This is a genomic window from Kribbella sp. NPDC055071, assembly GCF_053608045.1.
Genome location: NZ_JBSGUS010000018.1, coordinates 1 through 15,732 on the forward strand (window position 1 = coordinate 1; position 15,732 = coordinate 15,732).

Consider the following 15,732-nt stretch of genomic DNA (forward strand, 5'->3'; position numbering starts at 1 on the left):
TTCGGCGTCGCTGCGCGATCTTCGACCCTTGACCCACACCACCGCGACCAGGGAAGGATCGCAGCTGTCCCGGAGCCGCTGACCCGAGTGGTCGCGTGCTGGGTGTGATCACGGGGGCGGAATCTGGTGTGGTCTTCGGGTCCGGGGGGCTGGGTGTGGTGGGGCTGCCGGGTCGGTCTGGTGGCGCCGCGGTGTGATCACAGCAGTGGACCGTGGTGGGGCTGATGCTCGTGGTCGGTGTCGGGTGGGGGGTGATCACGGCGGGGGATATCCCCGCGAGTTGGGGGTTGTCTGCTGGTACTAGAGGGGTGAACCCGCAACTCACGAGGTTATCCCTTGGTAGTGGGCCGGTTGGGAGGTGGATCGTGGTGGGGTGGCGGTCCGGGGTGGCGCTGGCCAGGCCCTCGGGGCGTCGGTCGATGACGTGGTGAGGTTGCCCCGCCCGGGGCGGTGTTCATCTCATGGGTTCTCCGCTGAGTTTGTCCGTTCTCCCACCGGGATTTCACCGGAGAACCGGCCATCTCGTGGGAGAACCCTTGAGGTGGTGGCCGGTCGGCGGCCGGGGGGCGGGGTGGGTCTCGGGATGTGGGCGGGTTTGTCCGGGTGGCGGGATTGGCCTGGCAGGGAAGGGGGCCGGGAGGATCTTCTACCCGCAACGGGAAGAGATCCACCCCAGTCCGCGAGTCGCGGGCTGCTGGACCGGCGGGTGGATGAATCTGCCCGGGTCGTGAGATCCCAAGCCGGGGACAGCCCCTCGCGCGACTGATACGTGCACACCGATAGACCAGGATCGGCCGGTCCACCGGATTCTGCACCGAATCACTCCGAACCTGACCAGCCCGGCACCACACCGACCAACCGGATCCACATCACCTGGCTCATAGCTCCCCGCGGGATCCGCGTAGCTGCGTCTTTGCCTGGTCGCGGTGGTGTGGGTCAAGGGTCGAAGATCGCGCAGCGACGCCGTAGGCGCCCTTGACGCACGCCGCCGTGACTAGCACACTCACGCAGCGGAGACCGCGAACCACAGTTCCTCCGCAAGGCCGCCCGAACCACAGTCCGCTCGGCGCACACCACCTGAGCGGTGGATCCGGGATTCGCGCCCCGCCGAAGGCGGCAACAGGCTGCCGCCGCGAAGCGGTGTCCGCTTCGCCTGTACCTGGCGTGGTCATGCAGCGGGCCGGCGGGGCCACAGTCGCTTCGCAAGGCGGACGACACTACAGGCGTCTGCGCACACCACCTGAGCGGTGGATCCGGGATCCGCGCCTCCGCCGAAGGCGGCAACGGGCAGCCGCCGCGCAGCGGTGTCCGCTTCGCGTGTGTCTGGCGTGATCACGCAGCGGGGCCGGGACCACAGTTGCTTCGCAAGGCGGGCGACACTGCGGGCGTCTCTGCGTACATCGCCGGAGCGGTGGATCCGCGCACCGCTGAAGACGGTAACGGGGAGGCGCCGCGGAGCGGTGTCCGATCTGACGTCGTGCGTTTGACTAGTTGGTTAGTCGCAGGTGTCGCAGATGCCGTTGGCGGGGGTTTGGAGGTTGCACTTGGGGCATTTGTTGATGGGGCGGTCGGCGATTGCGGCCTTGCGGGCTCGGGTGCGGGCGGCGCCGAGCTTCGGGGGGATCACCGCGCTGCCGCCGTCGGCGGGCAGGCCTGCGGCCTCGAAGTGGCGGTACGCGGCCAGGCGCACCTGGGCGGCGTGCGCGTCCGGGTCAGCGGGGTTGGTGCCGGTCGCGGCCTCCACGATCGCTGCGTATCCGTCGAAGACGCTCTCGTCGGGGTTGACGCACAGCGCGGACAGCATCGGCTCGTCCCGCCGCAGGCTCTCTGCGGAGACCTCGGCGAGTACGCCACCGATCCATTGTCGGGCCGGCTGCTTGGTGCGAAGGTGGGTCAGCTCCTGGACACCGGTCGCGATGTCCTTCTGCTGCACGAGCGACTGGTACTTCCTCGCGGCGACCAGCAACATCTCGCGGGCGGCAGTTGCCCATTCGACTCGCGCGGCGGCCACGCCTACTTCGGACACATCACGCCAAGCGCGTTCTTCAAGATCCGACAGTTCGTACTCTGACGCGGCAACCTCAGAAACAGACACACCAGAGACAGTAACCGCCACACCCTGAAGCAGCGAAACCCGGTCAGCGCAAGAGCGAGCGGACTACCCAGATCTTGCCGTTGGGAGCGGCCGTCGTACGCCGTTCCTGACACTCTGCGGCCGACGGGATCGAGTTGACGATGCTGACCTCGATGGGTGAAGTCCGGGGTGGACGACAAGGCGGTGGCGACGCGGTCGGCCAGGTCGACGGCGGAGGTCGCCGGTACGACGAGAACCTCGACGTGGCCGGGGGTGGTCTGGACCAGCCGGAACAGACGCACTCCGTCGACGGGATGGATCAACGAGCCGACCGTGACGGACGCGACCGTCAAGGGTGTGCAGCTGGTCGAGGGTACGGCCGATCACCTGGCTGACGATTTGGGTGCTGAACGTCGTACAGCTGCAGGTGTCGGGGACGATCGCGTCGGTCGAGTGGAGGTGCAGGAAGCCCTCTGGGCAGGTGCGTGCGATTGTGTGGGTCTCGACCGATGCGTGAACTTCGTTGCCCACAGCATCGAAACACTCGAGGACGTCGGCGCGTGCCGCCGGCGTGACCTTCTCGCGGCGAAGATCACGCCGCGTACGTCGTTCGGCCGGTGGTTGGTCACCGCGGTGGCTTAGCATGCGAAATATGGTCATGTCCGAGGACGAGGTCAGAGCCCAGCTCACCACCCCGCTCGCATCACCGGCGTTTCCCCGCGGGCCCTACCGTTTCACCGACCGGGAGTACCTCAACATCACCTACCGGACCGATCCGGACGCGCTGAACGCGTTGGTCCCGGCGCCGCTCAAGGTGGCCGAGCCGTTGGTCCGGTTCGAGGTGATGCGGATGCCGGACGTGACCGGGCTCGGCGACTACACCGAATCCGGGCAGGTCGCGCTGGTCGAGTACGACGGCGAGCCCGGTGAGTTCACGCTGGGGATGTACGTCGACAGCCTGGGCGCGATCGCGAGTGGGCGTGAGTACTCCGGCTTTCCGAAGAAGTACGGGAGCCCGGCGCTGCGGGTCGACTCCGACACCCTGGTCGGCACGCTGGACTACGGGTCGATCCAGGTCGCGCTGGCGACCATGGGGTACAAGCACCGGGCGCTGGACGAGGCCGAGGCGCGCGCCGAGCTGACTGCCCCGACGTACATGCTCAAGCTGCTGCCCGGGTACGACCGGAAGCCGCGGATCTGCGAGCTGGTCCGCAGCCAGCTCAGCGACCTGACCATCAAGGGTGCCTGGACGGGTCCGGCCCGACTGCATCTGGTGCCGCATGCGCTGGCGCCCTTGGCCGATCTCCCGGTGCTGGAGATCATTTCGGCCAGTCACATCCTGACCGACCTGACGCTGGGCCCGGTCGCGGTCGTGCACGACTACCTGGACGGAGATCGATGATGAAGGCAACGATCGTCGGCGGTGGGGTGATCGGGGTTTCGTGGGCCGGCCTGATGGCGGCGTACGGGATCGACGTGGTGATCAGCGATCCGGCTGCCGGCATCGAGGACGTCGTACTGGCCGGGCTGGCCGAGTTGGCGCCGGCACTGGACGAGCTGGGACTGTCCAGCGCCGGATTGACCGACCGGATCAGCTTCGAGGCCGACCTGGCGCGCGCGGTGAACGGGACGGATGTGGTGCAGGAGAACGGGCCGGAGCGGCTCGACCTCAAGCACCAGATCTGGACGACGATCGAGGCTCACGCCCCGGATCACGCGCTCTTCCTCACCTCGACCTCGGGGATTCCGGCGACGGACATCGCGTCGGCGTTGCAGGCGCCCGAGAGGTTGGTGGTCGGGCATCCATTCAATCCGCCGCATCTGATCCCGCTGGTCGAGGTCGTTCCGGGGCAGCTGACCTCTCCTGAGGCTGTGGAGAAAGCCGTCGAGTTCTACCGGTCGCTCGGGAAGAAGCCGATCGTGCTGGCGAAAGAGGTCCCGGGGTTCGTCGCGAATCGGTTGCAGGCGGCAATCTTCCGCGAGTGCGTGAGTTTGGTGGCCGACGGTGTGGTGACCGAGCAACAACTGGACGAGGTGGTGACGTCGTCGCTCGGGCAGCGCTGGGCGGTCAGCGGTCCGTTCCTGAGCTTCCACCTCGGCGGCGGGCCGGGCGGGTTGCCGCACTTCCTCGAGCACCTTGGTCCGGGGTTGCAGAAGCGGTGGGGGCAGCTGGGGACTCCCAATCTCGACGAGCCGACGATCGCGTTGCTGAGCAAGCAGGCGGACGACTTCGGTGGCACTGTCGCAGAGCTCGCCAAGGCTCGCGACAGTGCGCAGATCGCGATCATGAAGGCGTTGGGGACGGCCCCGGTGAAGGATGACTGACGTCACCGCGCGGGTCCGTGCGGCGCTGGACCATCCGATTCGGTCCGAGGCCGATGACCACTTCGACATCCACGCCGCGTTGGGTGAGGTGTTGGCCGACGTCGGCTTCACCGCCGACGACTGTGGGGGCCGGGTCGAGTTCGTCGGAGCCGATCCGATCGTGCCCAGCGCCGTACGACTCGGGGCCGCTCCGGCCATCGGCCTGGTGGCGAAGTCCGTGGGTCTGGCTGCCTTGTGGCGGCATCGGGGTGGAGCCGGCCAGGACATCTCGATGGATCTGCGGAAGGCACCCCATCGGTTGTGCCCGTTCTACGACAAGAAGTGGGAGCTGGTGAACGGCCTCCCGCCGACCAACACCGCCGACCCGGGCAGCCCGCTGACGCTCGCCTTCTACCGCGCGGGCGACGGCCGCTGGGTGATGCCGCTCAACATCTACCCCAAGCTCAAGTCGAAGACGCTGAAACTGCTCCGCACGTACGACGACGCGACGGCGATTGCGACTGCGATCGCGCGATGGGATGCGGCCGAGCTGGAAGAGGCAGGCGCCGAGGCGGGCATCGTGATGCCGATGGTTCGCAGTACAGACGAATTCCTGGAGACCGCGCAGTACCGGGACGTCCTGGCCGGACTGCCGTTGATCGAGATCGAGAAGATCGGTGAATCCGCGCCGGAGCCGTTGCCTGCGGGAGCGCTGCAGCCGTTGGACGGGATCCGGGCGCTCGGGCTCGGGCATGTGATCGCCGGGGCCGGGATCGGTCGCGCGCTCGCGCAGCATGGTGCTGATGCGTTGAATCTGTGGCGGCCTACCGAGTGGGAGAACCCGGTCGTCTACTTGACCGCGAATGTCGGCGTCCGGTCGGCGACTCTCGACTACGCGCGGAATCCGGCCGCTCTCGAGACGGTGCGCGACCTGCTCCGAGGTGCGGACGTGTTCTACGCGAACCGGCGGCCGGGGCAGGTGTCGTCGTTCGGACTGTCGCCGCAGCAGGCGGCGGCGATCCGGCCGGGGATCATCCATACGACGGTCTCGCTGCATGGTGAATACGGGCCATGGGCAACTCGGGTTGGCTTCGATCAGACGGCCGGCTGTGTGACCGGGATGATGACGCTGGAGGGTTCGGCCGATCAGCCGGTGTTGCCGTACATCGGGGTCGTCAACGATTACTTGGTGCCGTGGCTGGCGACTGCGGGGATCTGTTCGGCGCTGATTCGTCGGGCGACCGCGGGCGGCTCGTACCGGGTGCACATCTCGCTGACCCGGATCGCGCTGTGGATCATCAGCCTCGGGGTGTTCGATCAGAACTTCGCGCGCGCTATGGCGGGGAGTGGTGGCGACCATGCCTACCTCGATCCGGACACGTTCACCGCCGAGACCCCACTCGGCTTGTATCAGGGTGTCACCGACCAGGTGCGGATGTCCGGAACTCCCGGCGACTTCCGCACGATTCTCGTCCCGCGCGGCTCCGGCCGCCCCGAATGGCAGGACTTACGTCATGGCTGATATTCCCCAGCTCGTCACCGACCTTCGGGCGACCTTCGAATCCGGTGTCACGCGTCCGGTCGAGTGGCGCCGGGCGCAGCTCGCCGCGCTGAAGTCCATGCTGCTGGAGCAGGACGAGGACTTCGTCAAGGCCCTGTACGCCGACCTCGGTAAGCCGGCCGACGAGGCACGCGGGACGGAGTTGATGTTCGTCGTCAACGAGATCGACCACACTCTGGAGCATCTGGAGGCGTGGCTGGCGCCGGAGCCCGCGCCGCTGCCGTCGAAGCTGCTGCCGGGCACGGCGCAGGTGATCCGGGAGCCGTTGGGGGTCGCGCTGGTGATCGGGCCGTGGAACTATCCGTTGCATCTGGCTCTGGCGCCGATGGTCGGGATCATTGCCGCAGGCAACGTTGCGGTGGTGAAGCCGAGTGAGTTGTCGCCGACCGTGTCCGCGGCGATCGGGCGGCATCTTCCGGCGTACCTGGATGCTTCGGCGTTTGCCGTCGTTCAGGGTGGGATCCCGGAGACAACCGAGCTGCTGGAGCAGCGGTTCGACCACATCTTCTACACCGGCAACGGTGCGGTTGGCACGATCGTGATGACTGCAGCGGCCAAGCATCTGACGCCGGTGGCGCTCGAGCTGGGTGGGAAGAGTCCGGTGATCGTGGATCCTGCTGCCGATCCGGCGTTGGTTGCCGGGCGGCTGGTGCGGGCCAAGTTTCTGAACGCCGGGCAGACCTGTGTTGCTCCTGATTACGTGCTGGCGATCGGGGACTCGGGGCCGTTGGAGGCGGCACTGACGGCTGAGGTACGACGGAAGTTCGGCGACGACCCGTCCGTGAGTCCGGAGTACGGCCGGATCGTGAACGAGCGGCACTTCGATCGGCTCTCGGGGTTGCTTGGCAGTGGCCGCGTCGTGACCGGTGGCGAGACGGACGAGGAGACGAAGTACATCGCGCCGACGGTGCTGGCCGACGTCGCTGCGGACTCGCCGGTGATGGGGGAGGAGATCTTCGGGCCGATCCTGCCGATCCTGACCGTCGCGTCGCTGGACGAGGCGCTCGCGTTCATCCGCGACCGCGACAAGCCGCTCGCACTGTATGCCTTCACCGACTCCGACGAGGTCAAACACCGCATCCTCACCGAAACCTCCTCGGGCGCCGTCGGCTTCGGCCACCCGGTCGTCCACCTCACCGCCACCGACCTCCCCTTCGGCGGCGTCGGCGCCAGCGGAATGGGCCGCTACCACGGCAAATACTCCATAGACACCTTCAGCCACCTCAAAGCAGTCCTAGACCGTCCCCTCTAACACACCGGCCTGCGGCCGGAGTAAAAGGCGGAGGGGTGGTGGGCGGCACCTCAAAGCAGTCCTGGACCGCCCCCTCACCTAACAGACCCCGCGACCAAAGACGAGGGTTGCGCAAGTTTGATCAAGTGGGGGTGGGGGGTGGGGGTGCAGAGTGGGGGCATGGCGGATGTGTTCGAGGAGTTTGTGGGTGTGGTGGCCGAGGGGATGGCCGGTGCGGGGGAGGGGCGGCTCGACGGGGTTGGGTTGGCTGGGCGGATGCATCTGTCGCGGTTTCATTGTGATCGGGTGATTGCGGCGGTAGCGGGGGAGTCGCCGTTCGCGTTTCGGCGCAGGGTGTTGCTGGAGCGGGCGGCGTACCGGTTGCTGGCCGAGCCGGTCGGGGTGCTGGAGGTTGCCGTCGAGGCGGGGTACGGCTCGCACGAGGCGTTCACGCGAGCGTTCGTGCGGGCCTATGGCATGGCGCCGCGGGACTGGCGGCGGGAGGCGTCGCGGGTGTTCTTCCTGGCGGCGCCGAGTGGGGTTCATTTTCAGCCGCCGGCAGGCCTTCGCCTGCCGGCTCGAAGGAAGGTGCGCGGCATGGACGTCTTGGTGAAGATGGTCGAACATCATGTCTGGCTGACCGGCGAGCTGATCGAGCGCGGCGGCCGGCTGGACGCGGCGACGCTGGACCGGCCGATCGAGCTCTCGGTCGAAGGGATCGACGACGACATCTCGATCCGGTACCTGCTGGACCGTCTGGTCTGGCAGGAGGAGATGTGGCTGGCCTCGGTGGAGGACCGCCCGTTCCAGGTACCCGAGTGCGGGCGGCAGGTGGTCACCCCGATCCCCGAACTCCGCGACCGGCACGCGCGGGCCGGTTCGCGTTTCGTTGCCCTGGTCAACCAATTGAACGACGACGGCCGCTTCGACGAGAGCTTCGTCGACACCACCTGTGAACCACCGCGCGTCTTCACGTACGGCGGCATGGTCGCCCACGTCCTCACCTTCGCGGCCCACCGCCGTGCCCTGCTGATCGGCGCCTTCCACACCGCCGGCATCACCGACCTCGGTTTCGGCGACCCCATGCGCTACATCGCCGAAACCGCCTAGATCTTGCCGAGCCCACCGAGTCCACCGAGCCCATCGGGTGCGCGGCTGGAGCGCAGGCTAGGCGTTGTCGATGCCGTGGTGATCGGCCTGGGGTCGATGATCGGCGCCGGCATCTTCGCCGCGGTCGGCCCGGCGGCCGCGGCTGCTGGTTCCGGACTGCTGCTCGGGTTGGCGCTGGCCGCGATCGTCGCCTATTGCAACGCGAACTCGTCAGCCCGGCTCGCGGCACGGTATCCGTCGTCGGGCGGGACGTACGTCTACGGCCGGGAACGGCTCGGCGACTTCTGGGGCTACTTGGCCGGGTGGTCATTCGTCGTCGGCAAGACCGCGTCCTGTGCGGCGATGGCGCTGACCGTCGGCGTCTACGTCTGGCCGGCCTACGCCCACGCCGTGGCTGTCGCGGCCGTGGTTGCACTGACAGCGGTGAACTATCTAGGCATCCAGAAGTCTGCCTGGCTGACCCGGACGATCGTCGCCCTTGTACTCGCCGTACTCGCGGCAGTCGTCGTGGTGTGCCTCACCGGACCGACAGCCGACATCGCCCGCCTCGCCCTCGGCACCGACCTCAGCGTCGGCGGCGTACTGCAAGCCGCCGGACTGCTGTTCTTCGCGTTCGCCGGCTACGCCCGCATCGCGACCCTGGGCGAGGAAGTACGTGACCCGGCACGAACCATCCCGCGGGCCATTCCGATCGCGCTCGCCATCACGCTGCTCGTCTACGCCGCCGTCGCGATCAGTGTCTTGGTAGTCCTCGGCCCACAACGACTAGGGGCGGCAACGGATCCGTTGGCCGAGGCCATTCGCGCGGTCGGGGCGACCTGGATGCTCCCAGTTGTCCGCACCGGCGCCGCCGTCGCGGCCCTGGGATCTCTGCTCGCCCTGATCCTCGGAGTTTCCCGGACGACGTTCGCGATGGCGCGCGACCGGCATCTCCCATCTGTTCTGGCCGCGGTTCATCCACGCTTCGGGGTCCCGCACCGCGCCGAGCTCGCCGTCGGGGCGGTCGTCGCTGTCGTCGCGGCGACGAGCGACGTACGGTCCGCCATCGGCTTCTCGTCGTTCGGCGTGCTGATCTACTACGCGATCGCCAACGTCGCTGGCTCGACCCTCACCGCAGCGGAACGCCGACCGCCTCGAGCCGTGTCGTTCATCGGACTCGCGGGCTGCCTGGTCCTGGCGTTCGCCGTGCCGCTGACCTCGGTCGTCAGCGGACTGATCGTCCTCGCGATCGGCGCCGTTGCCTACGGCGTCCGTCGTGCGGTCGCAGCGCCGAGAGACTGAACCTACAGACTGTCGGAGTTGTTCTTCGATCGTTCAACTTGGCGTTCCTCCTTCCGTTGTATTCCTTTCTAATGTTCTTCTGTTGGGAAACCGCCCGAAGGGAACCATGGACACCTCTCTCGCAGTCCGCGCGCGCGGAATCACCAGGTCCTTCGGCGAGGTGGTCGCTCTCGACGGGATCGACCTGGAGGTCGCGCAGGGGCAGCTGCACGGACTGGTCGGTCCGAACGGCGCCGGCAAGACAACTCTGCTCGGTCTGCTGCTGGGCTTGGCGGTCGCCGACAGCGGCAGTCTGGAGATCTTGGGTACGCCGGTCGGCCGGGCGCTCGCGGTCCCGGAAGGCGTCGCCGGTTTTGTCGACGGTCCTGGGCTTTACCCGTCGTTGACGGCCAAGCAGAACCTGGCGGCACTGGCCGCGCTGCGTGGCGACGCTGCGCACCTGATGGGGATCGACGACGCGCTGCACGAGGTCGGCCTGACCGACGTCGCTGACGACCGCGTGCGTGGGTTCTCGCTCGGGATGCGCCAGCGGCTCGGCCTCGCCGCCGCACTACTCACCAAGCCCCGGCTGCTGGTCCTCGACGAGCCCTCCAACGGCCTCGACCCAGCGGGCAAGAAGCACGTGTACGGCGTACTCACCCGGCTTGCGGCCGATGGTGTGGCGGTCGTGATGTCGAGTCACCGGATGGATGACGTCGAGTCGCTGTGCGACGAGGTCACGATCCTGTCCACCGGCCAAGTCGCCTTCTCCGGACCGCTGGCCAAGCTGGCCGCCGCGAACGACGAACTCGAGTACCGCCTCGCCACCTCGGACTCGGCGGCGGCGAGGAAGTTGGCCGGCGCGACGCCAGGGATCCGAGTCGTCGACGACAGCGACGTACGACGAAGCACCGAGATGCTCGTGGTGAGCGCGACTGTGCCGGCTCTGGACGAGTTGGTGAAGCAGCTCGTCCACGCGGGGATCGCGGTGCGGGAGTTGGCACCCGTGGTGTCACCCCTGGAGGCGGCCTTCCTCGCACTCACCGAACACGACGACTCGGAGCCGAACTGATGACCGCGACCGTCGTCGAGCGAGACACCCCGGTGGTGGTCCACCGGGTGTCGGTAGCTCGCGCCTATCGATTCGAGCTCGTGAAGCTGGTCTCGCAGTGGCGAGTGCGGTTGCTGCTCATCGCGTGCTGGCTCGCGCCTGCGGGCTTCGTCGCCGTGATCAGCCAGCAGGCAGCTCTCCCGGCCGACACCCTCTTCGGCCGGATGATGCACGCAACCGGCTGGGCCGGACCGCTGGTGATCCTCGGGTTCTCGGGTTCGTGGGCGCTCCCGTTGCTGGTGTCGCTGGTCGCGGGCGATGTGTTCGCCTCGGAGGACCGGCTCGGCACCTGGCGCCACCTCCTGGTGGCGGTCCGGTCGCCGCGACGGATCTTCGCGTCGAAGAGCCTCGCGAGTCTGACCGTGATCCTGGTGCTCGTGATCGGGCTGGTCGTTTCGAGCACGCTCAGCGGACTGGCCGTGATCGGCAACCGGCCTCTGATCGGACTCGACGGTCATGTGCTGTCACCCGGGGACACGGCCGGCCGAGTGTTTCTCGCGTGGGCCTGCGCGCTCGCCCCAACCCTTGCGTTGGCCGCGATCGGTCTCCTTGGGTCGGTCGCCTTAGGACGTTCGCCAATGGGTCTGCTGCTGCCCGCGGTGGTCGCGTTGGCGATGCAGATCCTGCAGCAGCTGCCGCTCCCGGTCGCCGTACGCCTGGCCCTGCCGGGCTATGCGTTCATCTCCTGGAACGGCCTGTTCACCAGTCCGACCCAGCTCCGGCCGTTGCTGATCAGTATCGTGGTCAGTCTGGTCTGGGCCGTCGTCGCGACTGCTCTGGCGCTGTTCCTCTTCCTACGTCGCGACTTCACCAACCCGGTCCACGACGGGTCCGGCAGGCTGGCGATCACGGCCGGGCTGGTGCCGCTCGTCGTACTGTTCGGCCTCACCGCGGCGGTCGTCGCTCCGGCGTTCGGGGCCACCGGCTCGGGGATCGATCAGGACAAGGTGCAGCGGTCGGCCGCAACGGCGTTCGCGCACCTGTATCGCTTGCAGACCAAGGAACTCAATCGACCCGAGGTGACCGAGGAGCAGCTGCAAACATCGGCTGCTTGCACCAAGGGTGGCGACCAGGTCGCCGCGCAAGGCCCTGGCAACGACTGGCGGTGCGTCGTGACCTGGCACCTGCCCGGCGTCGAGGCCGCGGGCTCTGCCATCTACCAACTCGACATCAATCCACTCGGCCGGTACGTCGCCGACGGGGACGGACCAAAGGAAGTCAACGGCTTCTTCCTGGTCCGTACGCCGTCCGGTGACGAACCGAACCCACTATGGCAGTTCGACGGCAACATCGAACTGCTCCCGTCCACCTCGAAGGGATAGCCCCCATGCAGGTAACACGCCGCAGGCGTGAGACCAAGGGCCTCACACGGCATCTGCGCAGCCGGCTTGGTTTGGTCACGGCAGGCACCACCGCCTTTGCCGTAGCCCTCGCCGGTACAGCGGTCGCGTCGACGCACCAGTTCGGCAACGACCAGGTCGGCCAGGTCACCGACAAGGGTCAGGTGATCTCCAGCGACCAGTACATCGCGCCGTACGGCGACCGCCTGGTGCTCCAGAAGGGCAAGATCATGTCGTCCGCGGTCAGCCCGGACGGCAGCCACCTGGCCGCCGCCGTGACCGACGGCGGGATGGCGCTGGCGATCGTCGACCTGAAGAATTGGAAGGTCCAGCAGTACGTCGGCAACAACGCCGCCGCGGACCTCAGGATCCCGGGCAACGACATCGGCCAGGAAGGTCCGACGTACTCGCCGGACGGTTCACAGCTGTGGCTCGGGCAGACCGACGGCTACCGCAGGTTCACCGTGAACCCGGACGGCTCGCTCGCGAACCCGACGTTCGTCGCGATCGCCGCCGACGGCGCGAAGCACGCGCTGGCCAGCGAGGCCGTGTTCTCGCCGGACGGCTCGACCGTGTACTCCGCGGTCAACGGCCAGAACCGCGTGGTCGCGATCGACACGGCGACTGGGACCATCAAGCAGAGCTGGGCAGTCGGCAACGCCCCGCGCGACCTGGTTCAGTTCGGCTCGAAGCTGTACGTCAGCAACGAGGGTGGTCGTACGGCGAAGCCCGGCGACCCGACCATCAATTCGTACGGCACCCAGGTGGTGGCGTCGCAGATCACCGCGGCCACGACGACCGGCACGGTGAGCGTGATCGACCTCGCGAAGCCGACCGCCGCTCCGGCGAGCATCGCCGTCGGCCTCCACCCGACCGCGCTGTACGCCAAGAACGGTGCCGTCTTCGTCGCCAACACCGCGACCAACAACGTCTCCGTGATCGACACCAAGCGCGAGCGGGTGGTGCAGACCATCGCGACGCAGCCGTGGCCGGAGGCATCGGTCGGCTACGAGCCGAACGGCGTGACACTCACCGATGACGGGCACCTGCTGGTAACGCTGGGCCGCGCGAACGCGGTCGCCGTCTACAAGTACCGCAGCCCGCTCGAGCCCGTGAGCTACGTCGGCCTGCTCCCGACCGACTACTTCCCGGCCGAGATCGCCACCGTCGGCAAGGACATCGTCGTCTCCAACACCCGCGGTGTCGACGCACGCCGTACGACGACGGCCGCCGGCCACGGCACGCACGACACGACGTCGAGCCTGACCAAGTTCCAGCTGCCGGACGACCACGCGATCAAGGCGCAGACGGCCAAGGTGTTCCAGCAGAACGGCTGGACCCGCGACTCGCTGCAGGCCGCCACCAAGCACGGCCACCAGCCGAAGCCGGTCCCGGTGCCGGTCAAGCTCGGCGACCCGTCGACGATCAAGCACGTCTTCCTGATCGTCAAGGAGAACCGGACCTACGACCAGGTGTACGGCGACATCCCGGAGGGCAACGGCGACCCGGCACTCGCGCAGTACGGCGAGAACGTGACGCCGAACCAGCACGCGATGGCCAAGCAGTTCGGCCTCTACGACAACACCTACGACGTCGGCACGAACTCCGCCGAGGGCCACAACTGGCTGATGCAGGCCGACAACCCCGAGTACACGGAGTCCTCGGCCGGCGAGTACCTGCGCAGCTACGACACCGAGAACGATGCCCTCGGCCACCAGAAGTCCGGCTTCATCTGGACCGGAGCCCAGGCGGCCGGCAAGACCGTCAAGGACTACGGCGAGTTCCAGTCGATCGAGAGCAAGCCGGCCGGCGCGACCTGGCAGAACCTGTACTGCGACACGAAGAACATGGTCGCGACCGGACAGAACACGGCGTACCCGATCCAGACCGGCTCGGCGATTCCGTCGCTGAACGCGGTGTCGGTCCCGGGCTTCCCGCTCTTCGACACCGATGTCCCGGACATCTACAAGGAGCAGATCTGGAAGCGTGACTTCGAGAAGAACGGTCCGGCCAACCTGAACATGTTCTGGCTGTCCAACGACCACACCGGCGGCCCGCCGAGCGGCGCCGCCCAGGTCGCGGACAACGACCTGGCCACCGGCCAGATCGTCGACGAGATCTCGCACAGCAAGTACTGGAAGGACTCGGCGATCTTCATCGTCGAGGACGACTCGCAGGCCGGTCTCGACCACATCGACGGCCACCGGGCGCCGATCCAGATCATCAGCCCGTACGCCCAGCACGGTGTCGTCGACAGCCACTACTACACGCAGATCACGATGATCCGGACGATCGAGCAGATCCTCGGGATGCAGCCGATGAACCAGAAGGACACCGCGGCCACGCCGATGTTCGGCGCGTTCACGTCCCGTCCGAACTACACGCCGTTCAAGGTGCTGCCGAACCGGACCTCGCTGACCGCCGGCTTGTCGACGCTGCCGACCTGCGGTGCGGACGTGCCGGCCGCGCAGAACCCGAATGCGGCGCCGGCGCCGAAGGCCGTCGTACCGGCCGATCAGCAGGCGGTCGCCGCACAGTGGCAGACCTGGGTGTCGCAGCAGCGGACCACCGGCCCGAACGCCAAGGCCGACTTCGCCAACCCGGCCCAGATGAACCACTACGACTGGTACCAGGCCCACGACTGGTCCACGCCGTACCCGGGTGAGACGAAGATCGTCGCCCCGGCCGACGTGCCCGGCGCCCTGATCCCGTCCGCGGAGAACGACGGCTAGGAGCTCGACGGCCAAGAGTTCTACGGCTGGGAGTTCGCCGTACGGCGAAGCGCCGGATCGAGACCCGATCCGGCGCTTCGTCACGGCATCAGGCGGTTGCCTTGGCGGCGTCCAGGATCAGGTCCGCGACGGCCTGCGGGTGACTGATCATCGCGACGTGGGACGACGTACGTACCTCGACGACCTTGCGGAACTTGGCGCGGCTGTACATCCACCGCTCGGCCGCCGGCGGGATCGCCTTGTCCCGCCCCGCGACCAGACCCCACGACGGGATGGTCCGCCACGCCGCGGCCGTGGTCGGGAAGATGAAGGAGTCCGCGTCGAAGGGCCGCTGGGTGGCCTGCAGAACGCGGAACGTCTCGGTGGACACGTCTGCGGCGAAGGCGGCCTGGCCGTCCTTGCTCAGGTAGAGGTCGATCCCGGTGGTGCCGTCGGCCTTCGTGTAGGGGACGCCAACGCTCACCGGCCCGACCTCGCTGCCCGGGAACTTGGTGATGAGCTCGCCCTGCGTCTCGCCGACGTCCGGCGCGAACGCCGCGATGTAGACCAGCGCCTTGACGTTGCTCTTGCCGGCGGCCGCGTTGGTGATGACGGTTCCACCCATGGAGTGCGCGACCAGCACGACCGGCCCGCTGATCGAGTCCAGCAGGCTTCCGATGTACGGCGCGTCGGTGGGGATACCCCGGAGCGGGTTCGAGCCCGCGATCGTGGTGTAGCCCTGGTGCTGCAGCTTCGAGATGACGTCGTTCCAGCAGGACGAGTCGGCGTAGCCACCGTGGACCAGGACGATCGTCGGCTTGACCTTCGACGTCGGCTTGGCGCCCGTGGTCGCTGCCTCCGCGGCGAGCGGACTGGCGATCAACGCCGCCGACCCGGCCGCGGCCGCGCCGGCCGCCAGCACCTGGCGGCGAGTGACATTGGTACCCATGGTGATCTCCTCATCGGTGGTTCGTGCTGGGGATGTCGGTGACGCTAGGCGTGGGACCGCACTCACCACAGGCGGGAAAAC

12 protein-coding genes are annotated in these 15,732 nt (G+C 67.8%); 10 read left to right on the plus strand and 2 right to left on the minus strand.

Annotated elements, in window-relative coordinates; genetic code table 11:
• Positions 1-1,495: 1,495 nt before the first annotated feature.
• Complete coding sequence (locus tag ACWF4Z_RS27370) at positions 1,496-2,095, minus strand: hypothetical protein (protein WP_452246006.1); 600 nt, start codon at positions 2,093-2,095, stop codon at positions 1,496-1,498.
• A 156-nt stretch (positions 2,096-2,251) separates the two neighbouring features.
• Between ACWF4Z_RS27370 and ACWF4Z_RS27375 the strand changes: the two genes are divergently transcribed.
• The 10 genes from ACWF4Z_RS27375 (at position 2,252) to ACWF4Z_RS27420 (ending at position 14,723) form a co-directional block, all read left to right on the plus strand.
• Positions 2,252-2,716, plus strand: coding sequence for a hypothetical protein (locus ACWF4Z_RS27375; RefSeq protein ID WP_452246007.1), 465 nt, complete (start codon positions 2,252-2,254; stop codon positions 2,714-2,716).
• Positions 2,717-2,726: 10 nt separating this feature from the next.
• Positions 2,727-3,476: an acetoacetate decarboxylase gene (locus ACWF4Z_RS27380; RefSeq protein ID WP_452246008.1), complete on the plus strand. Its 750-nt coding sequence runs from the start codon at positions 2,727-2,729 to the stop codon at positions 3,474-3,476.
• On the plus strand, positions 3,473-4,399 hold the full coding sequence (locus tag ACWF4Z_RS27385) for a 3-hydroxyacyl-CoA dehydrogenase family protein (RefSeq protein WP_452246009.1): 927 nt from the start codon (positions 3,473-3,475) through the stop codon (positions 4,397-4,399). The genes ACWF4Z_RS27380 and ACWF4Z_RS27385 overlap by 4 nt, the downstream gene beginning before the upstream one ends.
• A complete protein-coding gene (locus tag ACWF4Z_RS27390; protein WP_452246010.1) occupies positions 4,392-5,900 on the plus strand; it encodes a CoA transferase in 1,509 nt (502 codons plus the stop codon). Before ACWF4Z_RS27385 ends, ACWF4Z_RS27390 begins: the two co-directional genes overlap by 8 nt.
• Entirely contained in the window at positions 5,893-7,191 is a 1,299-nt protein-coding gene (locus tag ACWF4Z_RS27395; protein ID WP_452246011.1) for an aldehyde dehydrogenase family protein, read from the plus strand. Before ACWF4Z_RS27390 ends, ACWF4Z_RS27395 begins: the two co-directional genes overlap by 8 nt.
• Before the next feature lie 159 nt (positions 7,192-7,350).
• Positions 7,351-8,280, plus strand: coding sequence for a helix-turn-helix domain-containing protein (locus ACWF4Z_RS27400; RefSeq protein ID WP_452246012.1), 930 nt, complete (start codon positions 7,351-7,353; stop codon positions 8,278-8,280).
• 3 nt (positions 8,281-8,283) lie between these two features.
• Entirely contained in the window at positions 8,284-9,561 is a 1,278-nt protein-coding gene (locus ACWF4Z_RS27405; RefSeq protein ID WP_452246013.1) for an APC family permease, read from the plus strand.
• 106 nt (positions 9,562-9,667) lie between these two features.
• Positions 9,668-10,612, plus strand: coding sequence for an ABC transporter ATP-binding protein (locus ACWF4Z_RS27410; RefSeq protein WP_452246014.1), 945 nt, complete (start codon positions 9,668-9,670; stop codon positions 10,610-10,612).
• The gene (locus ACWF4Z_RS27415; protein WP_452246015.1) at positions 10,612-11,973 is read left to right on the plus strand and encodes an ABC transporter permease; all 1,362 of its coding nucleotides are present in this window, start codon (positions 10,612-10,614) and stop codon (positions 11,971-11,973) included. The genes ACWF4Z_RS27410 and ACWF4Z_RS27415 overlap by 1 nt, the downstream gene beginning before the upstream one ends.
• Before the next feature lie 5 nt (positions 11,974-11,978).
• Complete coding sequence (locus tag ACWF4Z_RS27420; protein ID WP_452246016.1) at positions 11,979-14,723, plus strand: bifunctional YncE family protein/alkaline phosphatase family protein; 2,745 nt, start codon at positions 11,979-11,981, stop codon at positions 14,721-14,723.
• A gap of 88 nt (positions 14,724-14,811) precedes the next feature.
• On the opposite strand, the gene ACWF4Z_RS27425 is transcribed toward ACWF4Z_RS27420, so the two are convergent.
• Complete coding sequence (locus tag ACWF4Z_RS27425; RefSeq protein ID WP_452246017.1) at positions 14,812-15,651, minus strand: alpha/beta fold hydrolase; 840 nt, start codon at positions 15,649-15,651, stop codon at positions 14,812-14,814.
• Positions 15,652-15,732 lie beyond the last annotated feature (81 nt).

What these genes read in the sequence shown, in the direction of transcription:
- ACWF4Z_RS27425 (WP_452246017.1), bottom strand. Translation starts at nt 15,651, where the DNA reads ATGGGTACCAATGTCACTCGCCGCCAGGTGCTGGCGGCCGGCGCGGCC.
- ACWF4Z_RS27395 (WP_452246011.1), top strand. Translation starts at nt 5,893, where the DNA reads ATGGCTGATATTCCCCAGCTCGTCACCGACCTTCGGGCGACCTTCGAA.
- ACWF4Z_RS27420 (WP_452246016.1), top strand. Translation starts at nt 11,979, where the DNA reads ATGCAGGTAACACGCCGCAGGCGTGAGACCAAGGGCCTCACACGGCAT.
- ACWF4Z_RS27380 (WP_452246008.1), top strand. Translation starts at nt 2,727, where the DNA reads ATGGTCATGTCCGAGGACGAGGTCAGAGCCCAGCTCACCACCCCGCTC.
- ACWF4Z_RS27385 (WP_452246009.1), top strand. Translation starts at nt 3,473, where the DNA reads ATGATGAAGGCAACGATCGTCGGCGGTGGGGTGATCGGGGTTTCGTGG.
- ACWF4Z_RS27410 (WP_452246014.1), top strand. Translation starts at nt 9,668, where the DNA reads ATGGACACCTCTCTCGCAGTCCGCGCGCGCGGAATCACCAGGTCCTTC.
- ACWF4Z_RS27390 (WP_452246010.1), top strand. Translation starts at nt 4,392, where the DNA reads ATGACTGACGTCACCGCGCGGGTCCGTGCGGCGCTGGACCATCCGATT.
- ACWF4Z_RS27400 (WP_452246012.1), top strand. Translation starts at nt 7,351, where the DNA reads ATGGCGGATGTGTTCGAGGAGTTTGTGGGTGTGGTGGCCGAGGGGATG.
- ACWF4Z_RS27415 (WP_452246015.1), top strand. Translation starts at nt 10,612, where the DNA reads ATGACCGCGACCGTCGTCGAGCGAGACACCCCGGTGGTGGTCCACCGG.